Annotated in this window: 12 protein-coding genes, 1 pseudogene and 2 CRISPR repeat arrays; of the genes and pseudogenes, 9 read left to right on the top strand and 4 right to left on the bottom strand. The window is 49.2% G+C overall.

Annotated elements, in window-relative coordinates; translation table 11 throughout:
- Positions 1-21: 21 nt before the first annotated feature.
- Together TON_RS05530 and minD are read right to left on the bottom strand one after the other, a co-directional pair.
- Positions 22-765, bottom strand: a complete 744-nt coding sequence (locus TON_RS05530) for an ATP/GTP-binding protein (protein WP_012572042.1) — start codon at positions 763-765, stop codon at positions 22-24.
- Positions 762-1,502: a cell division ATPase MinD gene (minD, locus tag TON_RS05525; protein ID WP_012572041.1), complete on the bottom strand. Its 741-nt coding sequence runs from the start codon at positions 1,500-1,502 to the stop codon at positions 762-764. Before minD ends, TON_RS05530 begins: the two co-directional genes overlap by 4 nt.
- Positions 1,503-1,613: 111 nt before the next feature.
- Here minD and TON_RS05520 point away from each other — a divergent pair, with 111 nt between their 5' ends.
- The 3 genes from TON_RS05520 (at position 1,614) to TON_RS05515 (ending at position 4,345) form a co-directional block, all read left to right on the top strand.
- Positions 1,614-3,422, top strand: a complete 1,809-nt coding sequence (locus tag TON_RS05520; RefSeq protein ID WP_012572040.1) for a PINc/VapC family ATPase — start codon at positions 1,614-1,616, stop codon at positions 3,420-3,422.
- A 62-nt stretch (positions 3,423-3,484) separates the two neighbouring features.
- On the top strand, positions 3,485-3,649 hold the full coding sequence (locus TON_RS10445) for a hypothetical protein (RefSeq protein ID WP_012572039.1): 165 nt from the start codon (positions 3,485-3,487) through the stop codon (positions 3,647-3,649).
- A gap of 141 nt (positions 3,650-3,790) precedes the next feature.
- A complete protein-coding gene (locus TON_RS05515) occupies positions 3,791-4,345 on the top strand; it encodes a Maf-like protein (RefSeq protein WP_012572038.1) in 555 nt (184 codons plus the stop codon).
- Positions 4,346-4,841: 496 nt separating this feature from the next.
- Positions 4,842-7,761: a CRISPR direct-repeat array (repeat unit 30 nt; unit sequence GTTGCAATAAGACTCTAAGAGAATTGAAAC).
- 87 nt (positions 7,762-7,848) lie between these two features.
- Positions 7,849-8,361: direct repeats of the CRISPR family, unit length 30 nt; unit sequence GTTGCAATAAGACTCTAAGAGAATTGAAAC.
- A 2-nt stretch (positions 8,362-8,363) separates the two neighbouring features.
- On the opposite strand, the pseudogene TON_RS05510 reads toward TON_RS05515, so the two are convergent.
- Positions 8,364-9,011 (bottom strand): annotated as a pseudogene (locus TON_RS05510) (PHP domain-containing protein); the annotation flags it as partial.
- 115 nt (positions 9,012-9,126) lie between these two features.
- On the opposite strand from TON_RS05510, the gene TON_RS05505 reads away from it, so the two are divergent.
- The 6 genes from TON_RS05505 to TON_RS05480 all read left to right on the top strand — a co-directional run bounded on the left by TON_RS05505 (position 9,127) and on the right by TON_RS05480 (position 15,851).
- Complete coding sequence (locus TON_RS05505) at positions 9,127-9,567, top strand: cobalamin B12-binding domain-containing protein (protein WP_012572036.1); 441 nt, start codon at positions 9,127-9,129, stop codon at positions 9,565-9,567.
- A gap of 34 nt (positions 9,568-9,601) precedes the next feature.
- The gene (gene meaB / locus TON_RS05500; protein ID WP_012572035.1) at positions 9,602-10,561 is read left to right on the top strand and encodes a methylmalonyl Co-A mutase-associated GTPase MeaB; all 960 of its coding nucleotides are present in this window, start codon (positions 9,602-9,604) and stop codon (positions 10,559-10,561) included.
- Positions 10,558-10,962: a methylmalonyl-CoA epimerase gene (gene mce, locus TON_RS05495; protein WP_012572034.1), complete on the top strand. Its 405-nt coding sequence runs from the start codon at positions 10,558-10,560 to the stop codon at positions 10,960-10,962. The genes meaB and mce overlap by 4 nt, the downstream gene beginning before the upstream one ends.
- 174 nt (positions 10,963-11,136) lie before the next feature.
- Positions 11,137-11,568, top strand: coding sequence for a DUF835 domain-containing protein (locus tag TON_RS05490; RefSeq protein ID WP_238516375.1), 432 nt, complete (start codon positions 11,137-11,139; stop codon positions 11,566-11,568).
- Between the two features lie 48 nt (positions 11,569-11,616).
- Positions 11,617-15,183 carry a chromosome segregation protein SMC gene (gene smc, locus TON_RS05485; protein WP_012572032.1) on the top strand — a complete coding sequence of 1,189 codons (3,567 nt, stop codon included), beginning with the start codon at positions 11,617-11,619 and terminating at the stop codon, positions 15,181-15,183.
- 5 nt (positions 15,184-15,188) lie between these two features.
- Entirely contained in the window at positions 15,189-15,851 is a 663-nt protein-coding gene (locus tag TON_RS05480; RefSeq protein WP_012572031.1) for a segregation and condensation protein A, read from the top strand.
- Here the strand turns inward: TON_RS05480 and TON_RS05475 are convergent.
- Positions 15,848-16,273 carry a hypothetical protein gene (locus tag TON_RS05475; protein WP_012572030.1) on the bottom strand — a complete coding sequence of 142 codons (426 nt, stop codon included), beginning with the start codon at positions 16,271-16,273 and terminating at the stop codon, positions 15,848-15,850. The two genes, TON_RS05480 and TON_RS05475, sit on opposite strands and share 4 nt — an antisense overlap.
- Positions 16,274-16,305 lie beyond the last annotated feature (32 nt).

Raw genomic sequence — 16,305 nt, 5'->3', positions numbered from 1 at the left:
CAAAATCGAAAGACCGGTGAACTATGTTAGGTCTCCGCAGGTGCAGTAATGCTCGTAGGCCAGTGTTTCAAGCTCATCGAAGCCTTCGCGCGTTTTGGCTGAGATGTAAACAACCCTCGTCGGCGGAGCTAGCTCCGGAAGAGTTGAGCACATCTTGTAGGCCAAAAGTCCCTGCATCGACGGGTCGAGCTTAAGTCTGGCCTTCAGGTACTCAACGTCATCGAGGTATTTCCTGTACTCATCTATGTTCTCGACGATATCGATTTTGCTGAGAACTGGAACCGTTGTCGTGCCGAGGCGCAAATCTATCATGAGACCGAAGAACCTCACGAAGCAGAAGTCGTGGGGCTTTCTTAGAATGTCTGGGCTGAAGAGGTAAACTGTGAGGGGCTCAGGAAGGCTCTCCATAAGCCTGACCCCGAATTCGTGGAAGAGGAAGGTTTCCATCTGGCCAGGAGTGTCAAGGAGGACGTAGTCGTTCTCTGTATCAAGCCTGATAATCCGATCGATGTAGCTCCCAACTTTTGGGAGAAGCCTGTCGTAGCTCTCAACTATGGCCCCGTTGGGCCCGTAGCCCTCTTCCATTATCTCCCATGCAGTCACTTCGTCCCTAACGTCTAAATCAGGTTTGTAGGGAAGACGCATAACTCCAGTATCAAGGTTCACGTAGGCGACGTTGTGTCCGTTTTCCTTCAGATACCTCCCAAATTCCCCGGTTAAGGTCGTTTTTCCGCTTCCGGCAGTGCCCACGAAGGCCAGTATCACTTCCTCATCACCTGCGCCTTGAGACCGGATATCCTTGCCACCTTTTCTGCGAGCCTCATGTATGCTTTGGCACCTCTGGAGTCGGGCTTATACTCAACGACGGGGACCCCTTCGAGAGTTGCTTCTCTAACGGCTGGATCCTCCGGAATAACAGCCAGGAGAGGTATCTCCATAACTTCCTCTGCAACGTCGGGAGGAATATCGTTATCGCTCCTTCCATAGCGGTTGAGAACGAATCCGAGAATTGCCAAGCCAGCTTTCTTGAGAACCATCCCTACCTTCATGGTGTCGGTCACACACGATATCTCTGGGTTCGTAACGAGAAGAACTTCCTCACCGCTTAACATGGCGTTCATCGCGTCCATCTGAAGTCCAGCAGGAGAGTCTATTATGACGTAGTCGAACTTGTTCTTCAGCTCCCTTATCGTCTCCGGAAGCTTTCTGGGATCGGCCCTTATGACGTGCTCCCAGTCTATCGACGCGGGAATGAGGTGGACGTTTTCGTATGCCGTTGCGTAGATGGCCTCACTTATAGTCGCTTTTCCGGCGAGAACGTCGTGAATAGTCGTGTACGCGTCGTCTATTCCCATAACGAGGCTCAGATTCGCCATTGTCAGGTCAGCATCGATGGCACAAACGTGATAGCCCATCTTTCCGAGGGCTATAGAGAGATTAGCCGTTGTTGTGGTCTTTCCCGTGCCTCCCTTGCCGGAAGCAATGGATATCATTCTGCCCATCGTCCCACCTATCCTATTTTCGACTAAACCTTTATGAACCTTTAGTCAGAGCATCGGTTAGGGAAGTCTTATAAACGGATGAGAGTTTCCGGGACTTCTGAGGTGAGAGAAATGAGAGTGTTCGTTGCTGATACGAGTGTTATAGTAGATGGCCGCCTTACGCAGTTCCTATCAACGCTTGAAGACAAAGTTAAGGTTGTTATCCCTGAGGCAGTCATTGCTGAGATAGAGCATCAGGCCAACGAGGGAAAGGCTATCGGTCATGTGGGACTTGAGGAGCTCAAAAAGCTCCGTGAGATGTCCGACAGGGGGAAGATACTCCTCGAGTTCTACGGCGAGCGGCCCGAGCTCTGGCAGATAAGTAGAGCGAAGGCTGGAGAAATAGACCACATGGTTAGGGAGGTTGCCCAGACGCTGAGCGCCACGCTCATAACTGGTGACCAGGTGCAGAGGGACATAGCCATCGCCAAGGGTATAGACGTGATTTACCTGACGGCCAAGAAAGAAGTCAGGCACCGCTTGGAGGACTTCTTTGACGAGACGACGATGAGTGTTCACCTGAAAGCTGGCTTAAGGCCCATGGCAAAGAAGGGAAGACCGGGAGAGTGGAAGCTCGTTCCCGTTCGTGACGAGATTCTGACCGATGAAGAGCTTGAAGAGATTGCCGATGACATAGTCGAGCGCGCGAGACGTGACCCAGAATCCTTTATAGAACTCGACGAGCCTGGAGCGACCGTCGTCCAGCTCAGGAACTACCGTATAGTCATAGCCAAGCCGCCCTTTGCAGACAGGATTGAGATAACTGCCGTTAGACCAGTCACGAAACTAAGTATAGAAGACTACGATCTGAGCGAGAAGCTCCTGGAGAGGCTCGTGGATAAGGCGGAGGGAATACTCATCGCAGGTGCACCTGGAGAAGGAAAGACGACCTTCGCACAGGCTTTGGCCGAGTGGTACGCCTCCATGGGCAAGATAGTGAAAACGATGGAGAAGCCAAGGGACCTGCAGGTGAGCGACGAGATAACCCAGTACACAGCTCTGGCCGGTAGAATGGAAAAGACGGGGGACATACTCCTCCTCGTCAGGCCGGATTACACAATATTCGACGAGATGAGAAAGACCAGCGACTTCAAAATATACGCTGATCTGAGACTTGCAGGCGTCGGAATGGTTGGTGTCGTGCATGCTACCAAGCCCATCGATGCGATCCAGAGGTTCATCGGAAGGGTCGAGCTGGGAATGATACCCCAGATAGTCGATACTGTGATTTTCATCAAGGCAGGAAGGATCGCCAAGGTTCTAACGCTGGAGTACCTCGTTAAGGTGCCAAGCGGCATGAAAGAAGAGGACTTGGCCAGGCCTGTCATCGAGGTTCGCGACTTTGAGACAGGCGAGCTTGAGTACGAGATATACACCTACGGCGAGGAGATAAGCGTTGTCCCGGTAAAGAAGGAGGAGAAATCACCGGCGCTGAGACTTGCAGAGAAGAGGCTCAAGCAGGAGATAAAGAAGTTCCTGCCCGATGTTTACGCTGAGGTTGAGATAGTCAGCCCGCACAAGGCGGTTATTTATGCCGACGAGTTCGACATTCCTGCAATCATAGGCAAGAAGGGCAAGCGTATCACCGAGCTTGAGAAGCGCATAGGAATAAGCATCGACGTCAAGAGCTTCGCCGAGAGGGAAGCGACAAAGCCGAAGGAGAGGATACATGTCGAGGTCGAGGAGAAAAAGAAAACGATAGTGCTCCGTGTTTCGCCGGACTATGCCAAGAGGCCGCTCAAGTTCTACGGAGGCGAGCAGTACGTCTTTACTGCAACGCCAAGCAAGAAGGGCCTCGTCAAAGTAAGCAAGAGCACGCCGATAGGCAAGGAACTCAAGAGGCTCCTCGACGCGGGCATTCCGATATGGGCCTCGGCCTGAAAAAACTTTTTATGATTGATTTTTTATTTCTTTTAGTGGTACTAACCACGGAGGAATGTTTTATGGTATGGAGAGACAAGGTGTTCTGGGGTCTGGCTGGCATGGCACTGATTGCATATCTCTACGGACTGCTCGTCGACTTCGACGCAATGATAATAGGCCATGTCCTGTGGATCCTTGCCTTCGTTTATCTCTTGGTTTCCAGCATTGAAAAATGGGCGAAATAACGGAAGGAAACTGCATGATGGCTCAGCTGCGAGGGTACTCATCATCCTGCCACATGGAGCGTGACTTCAGCTAGCGAAATTGTCGTCATCGCCAGCTTTGGTTCTCGGAAGCTTTTTTAACCCTTTTCCGAAGGCCCAACCATGTTAGTGCTGGCCTCTGCAAGTCCAAGGAGAAGGGAAATACTTGGCAGGTTCATTAAGGACTTCAAGGTAGTTCCGAGCAACGTGAGCGAGGAGTGCTCCTTGACCGAACCGAGAACTTACGCCCTCGAGCTCGCTCGAAGGAAAGCAAGGGAAGTTTACAACCGCGTCGGCGGGACTGTCATCGGTGCCGACACCGCCGTCTCCATTGATGGCCATATCCTCGGCAAGCCTGGAAGCGAGGAAGAGGCCTACAGGATGCTGAAGCTCCTCAGCGGCAGGGTTCACCGCGTCACGACTGGCTACTGCATAATCCACGAGGGAGAAGAGGTCTCGGGTGCCGTCGTCACGGAGGTCAAGTTTAGGGAGCTGAGCGACGAGCTGATATGGGCGTACATAAGAACGGGCGAGCCCATGGACAAAGCTGGTGCCTACGGCATACAGGGGAAGGGAGGCCTATTCGTGGAGTGGATTAACGGCGATTATTACAACGTCGTTGGCTTTCCTCTGGAGATAGTCTGGAAACTCAGGGAACTTGGGTTCGGGGTAATGTAGAAACAACTAAACGCCTTCTTTTAGATTGCATCTCGTTCATATCCCTGTTTTTCTTGAATTTTCTGTTAATCGTTTCAGAATTTAAAAAAGAACTCCGTTTGACCCATTGGAAGTCTTTAATAACAGTTTGTGATAGTGTTACTTTGAGTTATAAAATTTCAAGTTAATTGTAACGAAAAATTTTAGAGATCTGGGAATTGACGTGTAAGGTGCCCTCAATTCTGTCGATTCCTGCCCTGATATGTCTATTATCGGATTGGACTTGTTTTTTGCTGTTGGAGATGATAAAAAGGCTGCTCCGGGCTTTGGAACTCTCCAGCGCTGTTAATGGGTTCTCTGGAAAAAACGTCGAGAGGGTCTTGTCCCTTGTGTTCAGTTTGCATATCCATTAAAAAGCGGACAGCACATTGTCGTTTAAACTCCCCTCCGCAGAAAGACTTAAATATTTCCAGCTTTCTTAATTCTTTCTGAGGCAAAAGGGGGTAAAAGCCGCCCTGTTGCAATAAGACTCTAAGAGAATTGAAACCAGATTGCGCAGGCCGGCCAACAGCTCGTGAACGGGAGTTGCAATAAGACTCTAAGAGAATTGAAACGTCGCTTCGCGGAGTTCAGCCCTCGGCACTTTGCCAGTTGCAATAAGACTCTAAGAGAATTGAAACTTGATTTTCTTAGAGGTTTTCCTTTTTGCCATCCTCACGTTGCAATAAGACTCTAAGAGAATTGAAACTGAATTTGAGGAAACTCAGCCAGAGCCTCTGATTGAGGTTGCAATAAGACTCTAAGAGAATTGAAACGAGTTTTGGAAGATGCGCTTGGCCAAACTAATAACTGTTGCAATAAGACTCTAAGAGAATTGAAACTTGGTAACATTGCAGGCTCATTCTTCGTTGTCAGGGGGGTTGCAATAAGACTCTAAGAGAATTGAAACATGGCTAGTACAAGAGCTATGGCAATGCCAAGCGTTGGTTGCAATAAGACTCTAAGAGAATTGAAACGAGTATGTCGGAGTACAGCACACGGGCAGCTTTGATTTGTTGCAATAAGACTCTAAGAGAATTGAAACCCGTCCTGACCCAGGACGAGATTCACATGATCCACACCGTTGCAATAAGACTCTAAGAGAATTGAAACCACATCAACTTCATTGATAAGGCCGTCAGGACGCTTATGTTGCAATAAGACTCTAAGAGAATTGAAACAAGGATTGAGGCCGGCGATATTCAGCAGGATGGCAACCGTTGCAATAAGACTCTAAGAGAATTGAAACAACGAGCTCCACATTTTGGTCACGCCTGACGGTGAGGTTGCAATAAGACTCTAAGAGAATTGAAACAGAAGGATGTTGCCGAAAAAGAACTTCATGAAGCCGAGTTGCAATAAGACTCTAAGAGAATTGAAACAAATCATGCTGGCCTGGAGTGGAAACCTGACGCTCAGGTTGCAATAAGACTCTAAGAGAATTGAAACTCGTTTTCTCTCAGCTCAGCGGCCAGGCCAAGACCATAGGTTGCAATAAGACTCTAAGAGAATTGAAACGCCATATTCAACGAGGTCTCTTGCGAGTTGTATGCAGGTTGCAATAAGACTCTAAGAGAATTGAAACCTCGTTGGTTACATCATCTACCGCAAGGCCGTTCCGAGTTGCAATAAGACTCTAAGAGAATTGAAACAGGTTCAGTACTATCATAAGTATTGCAAGGTTTCTGAAGTTGCAATAAGACTCTAAGAGAATTGAAACGTGTTCTCAGGGCTTATCGCGTCGGCCTGAGCCTTCATGTTGCAATAAGACTCTAAGAGAATTGAAACTTCCTGAGCAGGGGCACTGAGCCGTGGCTGATGCTCATGTTGCAATAAGACTCTAAGAGAATTGAAACACAGTTTACATCGGCTTCGAGGGTTTCATAGTCTCCGTTGCAATAAGACTCTAAGAGAATTGAAACAAAGAAGATCAAGAGCTGGTTTAAGCACTACTGCATGTTGCAATAAGACTCTAAGAGAATTGAAACACGTCAGCGTCTATTTTTACTACCAGGGCGACGTGGGTTGCAATAAGACTCTAAGAGAATTGAAACAGAAGGACAGCCTCAAGATCGAGAAGGAAGTCAAGGTTGCAATAAGACTCTAAGAGAATTGAAACTTGGCAATACCGTCACGGACGACGCGCTTTATCTCTTTGTTGCAATAAGACTCTAAGAGAATTGAAACACTAATTCCCACCCATCTCTTTAGAGTCTCTGCTCTGTTTGTTGCAATAAGACTCTAAGAGAATTGAAACAACCAGAGCTTTGCCGCAGCAGTCTTGGCAGGGTGCCAGTTGCAATAAGACTCTAAGAGAATTGAAACTCATAAAATATGGGCTCAATACAAAAGTGATTCGGCTTGTTGCAATAAGACTCTAAGAGAATTGAAACACAGTGAACACAACGCTCTCGCCCGTCTCAGCTGCCGTTGCAATAAGACTCTAAGAGAATTGAAACTAGTATTGAACATCAGCAGCCCTCACCGGCACGGCAAGTTGCAATAAGACTCTAAGAGAATTGAAACGGGCAACATCACCCCTGAACAGGTCGCAAACGCGAAGTTGCAATAAGACTCTAAGAGAATTGAAACAGAGAACAAGACACAAGTAATCGAAACCGCCGTTTTATGTTGCAATAAGACTCTAAGAGAATTGAAACAGATACCAGAACGCAAAAGCAAACAGAGTCGCCCAAAGTTGCAATAAGACTCTAAGAGAATTGAAACACATTGATAGGATAATCGATAAGATTGAGTGGGAGAGTTGCAATAAGACTCTAAGAGAATTGAAACAAGGGTCTCGGAGAATACCCTCCCCGAGCCCTTTATGTTGCAATAAGACTCTAAGAGAATTGAAACCCATCTAAAAAGAGCAGTGGAGTTTATCATAGCAGTAGGTTGCAATAAGACTCTAAGAGAATTGAAACACGGACGGGAACAACACGTTCCTACTGCTTGAGGTAGGTTGTAATAAGACTCTAAGAGAATTGAAACAGGGTGTGGTCGTGACGTATGAGGTCGAGCTCGCCGGTTGCAATAAGACTCTAAGAGAATTGAAACAATTTTACCTTGACGTTGTTTGAAGAGGGGCCAATGGGTTGCAATAAGACTCTAAGAGAATTGAAACTAGAACTCGGGCCATTGACTCGGTTGATAGATTCGTGTTGCAATAAGACTCTAAGAGAATTGAAACTTCTTATCATAAACATGATACTTGCCATCTTCCTCCTGTTGCAATAAGACTCTAAGAGAATTGAAACCATAGAGGGTCGTTGAGTAGGTGTCAGCCCTGATGCCGGGTTGCAATAAGACTCTAAGAGAATTGAAAGCGAGCACGGCCAGATGAGCCAGACCCAGCAGGCGATCTGGTTGCAATAAGACTCTAAGAGAATTGAAACGGGCGCATGTGTTGGAGTTGCCAACTTCGTCTCAATAAGAGAATTGAAACGATGATGAATCCGGAGACAAAAGCCACCGTCGAAGCGAGTTGCAATAAGACTCTAAGAGAATTGAAACCCTCCTCCGCACGTTCCGGGCCGCGATAAAGGAGTGCAGTTGCAATAAGACTCTAAGAGAATTGAAACTTTATAAGTGTATGAAAACGACAGGCTGACAACATCGGTGTTGCAATAAGACTCTACAATAAGACTCTAAGAGAATTGAAACCTGCAACCCTGTCTATGATGTCATCGTCCATGTTGAGCGTTGCAATAAGACTCTAAGAGAATTGAAACTCATCGTAGCTTGTGATGTAGGCGACCGTGGCAAGAAGTTGCAATAAGACTCTAAGAGAATTGAAACGAAACTCGTAGCTCCCGCTTATCGGGATTTCAAGGGTTGCAATAAGACTCTAAGAGAATTGAAAGTAATCGTTGCAAAGCTCTGGTGGAACCACCCACAGGTTGCAATAAGACTCTAAGAGAATTGAAACCAAATTCCAACCGCCGAAGCTAGTGCCCCATTTCTTAGTTGCAATAAGATTCTAAGAGAATCGAAATTACAAAAGCTCTCCAAAAAATAAATCCTCCTTCGTCCCCCCAGCCTTCCTGAAGACCTTCTCGCTCCAGCTTACGTTTCCAACGCTTCTCGGCCAGTGGGCATCGCTGGCAAAGGTGAGCTTTATACCTCTTTTTATGCACGCCCTGATGAAGTCCAGTTCGGGGACTTTATAACGTGAGCTTATCTCGAAGGCCTTTCCATTCGCTTCGGCCAGCTCTAGTATCTCCCTCAGGCCCTCCTCGCTTGGATAGCCTGTGTAGGGGAAGCTCGCCCCGAAGTGGCCGATTATGTCAACGTTCTCGTCTTGGAGGGCGAGCTTAACGAGCTCGACGTGTTCCTCCGGCGTCTCCACCCACAGGTGAACGCTTGCTATCACGTAATCAAGCTTCTTGGCTATGTCCGTGGTTATATCGACTCCCCCGTGCATTATATTGGCCTCCACTCCGGCTAAAACGACGAGCTCGGCACTTTCGCTCCACTGGCGTATCTCTCTGACGTATCGGTTGAGGCTCTTTGGGGTGAGGTAATGGATGTGATCGCTTATTCCGAGGAGTCTCAGCCCTTTTTGTTCAGCTGCGGCTATGTTTTCGGGAACGCTCCCGGTTCCGTCCGAGTATGTGGTGTGGGTGTGGAGATCTATCATGATCATGATTCCTCGCTGGGCATTAAAAAGACTTCTGGACAAAATATCCAATGTAAAGTCCAACCTTTAGTTTTGACAATCTTTAAATACTATCCGGAACAAAATCCTTCCGGTGGTTGAAATGGTCGAGCGCTCAAAGGTTAGGGTCGTTATCGCCAAGCCCGGTCTTGATGGCCATGATAGAGGCGCCAAGGTCGTTGCGAGGGCGCTGAGAGATGCAGGGTATGAAGTCATTTACACGGGTATAAGACAGACTCCGGAACAGATAGTTGAGACAGTCATACAGGAAGATGCCGCCGTACTGGGAATAAGCATTCTCTCAGGTGCACATATGGTTCTAATACCTAAGATCCTCAAGCTCCTTGAGGAAAGGGGTCTTAAGCTGAACGAGGATATCGTTGTTTTTGCCGGTGGAATAATCCCGCCCGACGATGCCGAGGAACTCAAAAAGATGGGTGTTGCGGAAGTGTTTGGACCGGGGACGCCGCTTCAGAAGACTATTGATTTCATTGATAGGGCCGTAGAGAACCTCAAGCGCTTTAGGGAAGGCTTAACTTTATAATTTCTTTCTTGGATAATTTGTCCGAGTGATGACGATGATAGACGACCTGATCGAACGCATGCTCCAGGGAGATAAGCGCGCCACGGCCAGGCTGATAACCCTAGTAGAGAACGACGAGGATAAAGCTAGAGAAGTAATCAAAAAGATCTACCCCCACACGGGCAATGCCTATATCGTCGGTATCACTGGCCCCCCTGGAGCTGGAAAATCAACTCTTCTCGACAAGCTGATCAGGGTCGCGAGGGAGGAAGGCAAAGTTGTCGGCGTCATAGCCATCGATCCGACCTCGCCTTTCACCGGCGGCGCTCTGCTCGGCGACAGGATAAGGATGCAAAGGCACTCGACTGATCCCGGCGTTTTTATCAGAAGCATGGCCACACGCGGCTCCCTTGGTGGACTGGCCAAGGCCACAAGTGACGCGATAAAGGTGCTTGATGCTTACGGTTGTGACGTTATTTTCGTTGAGACGGTTGGTGTGGGCCAAATAGAGATTGACATCGTCAAAACTGCAGACACAGTCGTCCTTGTTACAGTTCCAGGACTGGGCGACGACATACAGGCTATTAAGGCCGGCCTTATGGAGATAGCGGACATTTTCGTCATAAATAAGGCCGACAAAGAAGGGGCAGATGCCACTTACTTCGAACTTAATATGATGCTCGACCTCGAGAAGGAGCGCTGGGAGAAGCGCGGCTGGAGGCCGCCGATAGTCGAGACCGTGGCGACGACAATGAGAGGCATAAGAGACCTCTGGAAGGCAATACAAGATCACCATGAGTTCCTTGAAAGGAGTGGCGAAATAGAGCGCAAGAGGAAGTTCCGTGCAGAAGAAGAGGTTAAGACTATAATCTCCGGTAGAATCGCGAAGATGATAAGTGAGCGCCTCGACGAGGAAGAGGTTTCGGGCCTGATAGATAGAATTGTGAAGCGGGAGATAGACCCGTACTCTGCCGCGGATTTGGTTCTTGAAAAAACTCTGGGGGTGAGGGTATGATAAAGAAAATTGACCACGTCGGTATTGCAGTGAAGAACCTTGAAGAGGCCATAAAGATCTGGGAAGGTCTCGGCCTCAAGGTCGAGGAGATTGAAGAAGTGCCGGATCAGAAGGTTAGAACTGCGATAATCCATGTCGGCGAGAGCAGAATCGAGCTTCTGGAGCCAACGGCCGAGGACTCCCCAATAGCCAAGTTCATTGCCAAGCGTGGTGAAGGCATACACCACATAGCACTTGGAGTTGATAACATAGAGGAACACCTTACAAAGCTGAAGGAAACGGGTTACAGACTGATCGACGAACAGCCTAGAATCGGTGCAGGTGGTGCAAAAATCGCATTCATACATCCAAAGGCTGTAACGGGCGTTTTGCTCGAACTCTGTGAGAGAAATGGAGAGTGATCTGGTACAGGATTCAGAAATCCCCAATTTCTTGTTATTTTTCCAGGAGTTGGTTGAACCAAATGACTTGTTGTGGAATCCTTTACTTAACTCACAGTAACATTTATATAGGGCATACCGAACTTGCGTTGGTCATACCCTAATCCTGATGTATCAAGTGATCTGTGTGAAGTGATGGTTATGTTACTAAAGGGAAGGCCCCTACGAAGGGGGTCAAGGATAATGGACTATCGGCGGCTTAATGATATACTCATGAAAGACGTGGATCGTAAGAAAATACTTATAACTCGAAGACCTCCCTTTGAAATCCAGGCACACAATGTCCATCCGATATGGCTTGCCAAGGTGTCCCATCCAAGTGCGGTTCATCCTTCTAGGCTTCATGTGATCGAACAGGCGGTCTGGGAGCATCTTCAGCAGGAGGAGGCAGACGTTGTTCTCGATGCTGTTGAGTATCTCATAATTGAGAATGGTGTTGAACCAACCCTCCGCTTTGTTAGCAAGCTGCGTGATATAGCTCTTCTCATGAATTCGGACTTCTATGTGACAGTTGGTGATGGGCTGGACGACAGAGTTTTCAACATCCTCAAGAGGATCATCGAGTAGGTAAAGTTATATAACCTTCTTCGTCGTTCTCCAGTTTAGGTGTAGGGCATGCCGTACATCGAGAAGATTGAAATGAAAGGTTTCAAATCCTACGGTAATCGAAAAGTCGTTGTTCCACTTTCTAAAGGATTTACAGCAATAGTGGGTGCCAACGGTTCTGGAAAGAGCAACATCGGTGACGCCGTTCTCTTCGTTCTTGGTGGTCTATCCGCAAAAGCCATGCGTGCAACGAGGATAAGCGACCTCATATTCGCTGGTACAAAGACTGAACCTCCCGCTAAATACGCAGAGGTTGCGATGTACTTCAACAACGAGGACAGGGGCTTCCCGATAGATGAGGATGAAGTCGTTATCAAGCGCCGCGTCTATCCCGATGGTAGGAGCACTTACTGGCTCAACGGCAAGAGGACGAGCAGAAGCGACATCCTTGACGTGCTAAGTGCGGCCATGATCTCTCCAGAGGGCTACAATTTAGTCCTTCAGGGAGACATCACCAAGTTCATCAAGATGAGCCCTACTGAGAGAAGGATGATCATCGATGAGATATCAGGCATAGCGGAATACGATGCTAAGAAGGAGAAGGCTTTGAAGGAGCTTAAACAGGCGGAGGAGAACCTCGCGCGCGTTGACCTGCTCATAAGAGAGGTAAAGGCCCAGCTCGACAAACTTGAAAAGGAGAGAAACGACGCCTTGAGGTACCTCGACCTGAAGGAGCGTGTTGAGAAGGCTAAGGTTACGCTCCTTCTTGGAGAAATTAGGAAGCTCGAGAATCTTATCGAAGAAAGCACCGTCCGTGACAGGGGTATAGAGGCCGAGATAGCGGCTATAGAGGAGCGCCTCAAGGAGATAGCCAAGGAGATAGTAGCGAGGGAGAGGGAGCTTAACGCTGTCGAGAGGGAGCTGGAGGAGAAGAGCGAGGATGGTATCCTGGAGGTCACCAGAAAGATAAGCGAGGTTCAGTCGAAGATAGAGATGGCCAGGAAGAACATTGAGCTCGCTCAGAAGGAGATAGAAGACAGCCAGCGCCGCCTTGCTAAGGCTAAGGAGGAACTCAGGAAGGTTTCGGAGGAGATAGAGAAGAACAAAAGCGCGATCCAGCGCTGGAGCAAGAGAAGGGAGAAGCTCAAGGCTGAGATAAAGGAGAAGGAAGTCGTCAAGAACGAGCTTGTCATCAAGCTGGGAGAGATAGACAGGGACTTTGCGATAGCCAAGCAGGACTTCGACAGAGTCGTCGACGAGCTGGAAGAGGCCAAGAAGGAACTCTACATGAAAGAGAGCGACGTGAGGAAGTTTGAGGAGGAGATAGAGCGCCTCAAGGCCAAGATGGCCCAGGACAATGCAAAGAGGGTTGCTCTCAAATCCAAGATCGAGGAAGCGAGGAACTCCCTGGAAAGCAAACGCTCCGAACTTGGTGAAATAGATGGTAAAATGACAAAGGCCGAGGCTCGCCTGAGGAAAGCTGAGAAGGAACTGGAGGAGAAGACGAAGAAGCTGAACAAGGTTTCGAGTGAACTCGTTAAGGTCAGGGAGGAGCTGATAAAGGCTGAAGCCCAGAGGGAAGTGAGGGGCAATAGGGCGATAGAGTTCCTGAAATCCCAGAACATCCCCGGCCTCTACGGGTCTCTGGGTGAGCTGATAAGTGTTAGAGACGAAAACTACGCGCTGGCCGTGGAGGTCGCCCTCGGCGGCAACTACGACAACGTTGTTGTTGAAGATGATAAGGTTGCTGAGAAGGCGATAAAGCTTCTCAAGGAGAAAAAGCTCGGAAGATTAACATTCCTCCCGCTCAACAAGATAAAGCCGCGCTCCATGAAGGAGAGGCCCTCGCTGGGCATCCCTGCGATGGACGTCGTCCAGTACGATCCGCGCTTCAAGAACGCCGTTGCCTATGCCCTCGGGGACACACTCATAGTGAACGACATGGACGAGGCGAGGGCAGTTGGCATCGGAAAGGTCAGGATGGTGACCCTTGGGGGCGAACTCCTTGAGAGGAGCGGAGCGATTACAGGTGGTCACTATAGACCGAGGGGCAAGCTCTCAATCAACACCGACGAGCTGAGGAGAAAGGTCGAAGCCCTCGAGAGGGAAAAGGAAACCCTCGAGTCTGCAATCAACGCTCTCAAGCTTGAGATTAAGGGTCTACAGAACGAGATCTTTGAGCTGAGAATGAGGAGGAGCGACCTGAGCAAGGACCTTCAGGTCATCCAGCGCGAGATGGACAGGCTTTTAGCGGAGGACAGGGCTCTGAAAGAGGAGATTGGGGGGAGCGAGAAGCTCATCAAGGCTCTCGAAAAGAAGATCCACGATACAAAAGGTGAGATGGCAAAGCTCCGCGGAAGGATAGAGAGGCTCGAGAAGAAGAAGGAGAAGCTCAAAAAGGCCCTGGAGAACCCGGAGGCCAGAGAGCTCAACCAGAAGATAAGAGAGGTCGAGCACGAGATAAGCGCCCTCAGAGAAGAGCTCAGCAAGGTCGAGAGCAAGCTGGAGAACCTCGAGATAAGGATAAACGAAGAGCTCCTCCCGAGGAAAGCTGACCTGGAGGAGGAGATTGAGGGCTTAATCAACAGGATAAACGCCCTTAAGAGCAACATAGTCGAAAATGAGAAGACCATCGAGGAGTTTGAGAAGGATCTTGAGGAGCTCAAGAAAGCAGAGGAGAACGTTAAGGACGAGCTCAAGGAGCTCCGCGAGAGAAGGGAGACGCTCAGGAACGAGATAGTTGAGCTCCGCGCCGAGAAGGAAGAGCTCACGAACAAGATCCAGAACCTCAGGATAGAGGCCAACACGCTGAAGATACGCCTCGCTCAGTACGAGGCTACCCTCAAGGAGAAGCAGGCGGAGCTCAAGCACCACGACGCCAAGCTCATCAAGTCTATCAAGGAGATACCGCTGGAGCTCGAGGCACTGAAGGAAGAGATAGAGCGCATGGAGGAGGAAATACGCTCCCTCGAGCCGGTTAACATGAAGGCCATCGAGGACTTTGAGGTCGTCGAGAGGCGTTATCTTGAGCTGAAGAGCAAGCGCGAGCAGGTCGTCGCCGAGAAGGAGAGCATAGAGGAGTTCATCGAGGAGATAGAAGGCCAGAAGAGGAACGTCTTCATGCAGACCCTCAATGAGATCGCCAAGAACTTCTCCGAGCTCTTCGCCAAGCTCTCACCGGGTGGAAGCGCGAGGCTCATCCTCGAGAATCCCGATGATCCATTCGCTGGTGGACTGGAGATAGAAGCCAAGCCAGCCGGCAAGGACGTCAAGAGGATTGAGGCCATGAGCGGTGGCGAGAAGGCTTTGACGGCTCTGGCTTTCGTCTTTGCAATCCAGCGCTACAAGCCAGCGCCCTTCTACCTCTTCGATGAGATAGACGCCCACCTTGACGATGCAAACGTTAAGCGCGTTGCTGACCTGATAAAAGAGGCCTCAGAGAACAGCCAGTTCATTGTCATAACTCTCAGAGACGTCATGATGGCCAACGCAGAGAAGATAATAGGTGTGAGCATGAGGAATGGCGTCAGCAGGGTCGTCGCGCTCAGCCTTGAGAAGGCCATGAAGATACTCGAGGAGGCAAGGAAGAAGAGCGAGGCCGAGCACTCCGAGATGTTCGGCCATCTAAGCGGGTGAGAACCATGGAGTCCCGAAGGGAAGAGGAAATCACTCCCGTCGATATACTCCTTCAGCTCGTCCAGATGGGAAAGGTGGATCCGTGGAACATCGATATAGTCGACCTTACAGAAAAGTACATAGAAAGGCTCAGGGAGATGAAGGAGCTCGACCTCCGCGTTTCAGCGAGGGCTATCTTAGCTGCTTCAATTCTTGTCAGGATGAAGAGCGAAGCTTTGCTGTACGCGGACGAGGAAGATGAGGAAGAAAAGCACGAGGAGCACATCCGCGTCGAGGTCGAGCCTCTGGCACCTCCGCTCAGGAGGGTGGAGCGCTACTACACCTTTGATGACCTGCTGGATGCCCTTATGGATGCCCTTGAGGAAGCCGAGAAGAGGAAGCCGCGGAAAAAGAAGAAGGTCGAGATAGAGGAGGAGATATTCGTCGTCGATGACTTCAGAGTTGACATTGAGAAGCACGTCAACAGGCTCCACGAGATAGTCAGGAAGCTCTACAGCGAGACTAGGGAGCCGATAAGGTTCTGGGATCTGGTCTTTGACCCCACTCCGAAAATAGTTGCCAGAACCTTTCTCTACCTTCTCTTTCTCTCCAACATGGGCAAGGTCGAGCTGATTCAAGAGGAACCCTTCGGGGAGATATACATAGTGCCTGTCGGGGAAAATGCTTAGCATTCTCTCTCCTTTCTCTTCGCTGGCCTTAAGGTTATTGCCAAAAGCGGCCCTTCGCTGCCTATGTAAAGGCTCCTCTTCTCTTGGTTGATGTAGAAGCAGTATTCACCTTCTGGAATCAGCTCGACGAACTTCCTAGGAACGGTCTCCCTAGCGAGTCTGCCATCGAGAAAGACACACTCGTAAGGACGTTTTATCTTTTCAACACGGTGCCTTATTTCCTCCAGAGGGAGCCTTTCGCACTCGAGCCTAACACAGACGAGGCTCTTTTGCCCGTCAGTGAATATCACGACCTTATCGTTCACGTCTATCCTTTTCGAGCGCTCCAAAAACTCCCAAAGTGCAGAATAAACCCTTTCGAGCTTTCTTCTTTTAGCGAGTCTTTTGACGAGTCTCTCCTTGGCGTGTCTCGTGAGTAGCATGACCTCAGTTCGTCCGAGAATTTATAAACTTC

It is taken from the genome of Thermococcus onnurineus NA1 (genome assembly GCF_000018365.1).
Taxonomy (GTDB): domain Archaea; phylum Methanobacteriota_B; class Thermococci; order Thermococcales; family Thermococcaceae; genus Thermococcus; species Thermococcus onnurineus.
The sequence above is the reverse complement of the archived record's forward strand: the minus strand, read 5'-3'. Positions and strand labels throughout refer to the sequence as shown.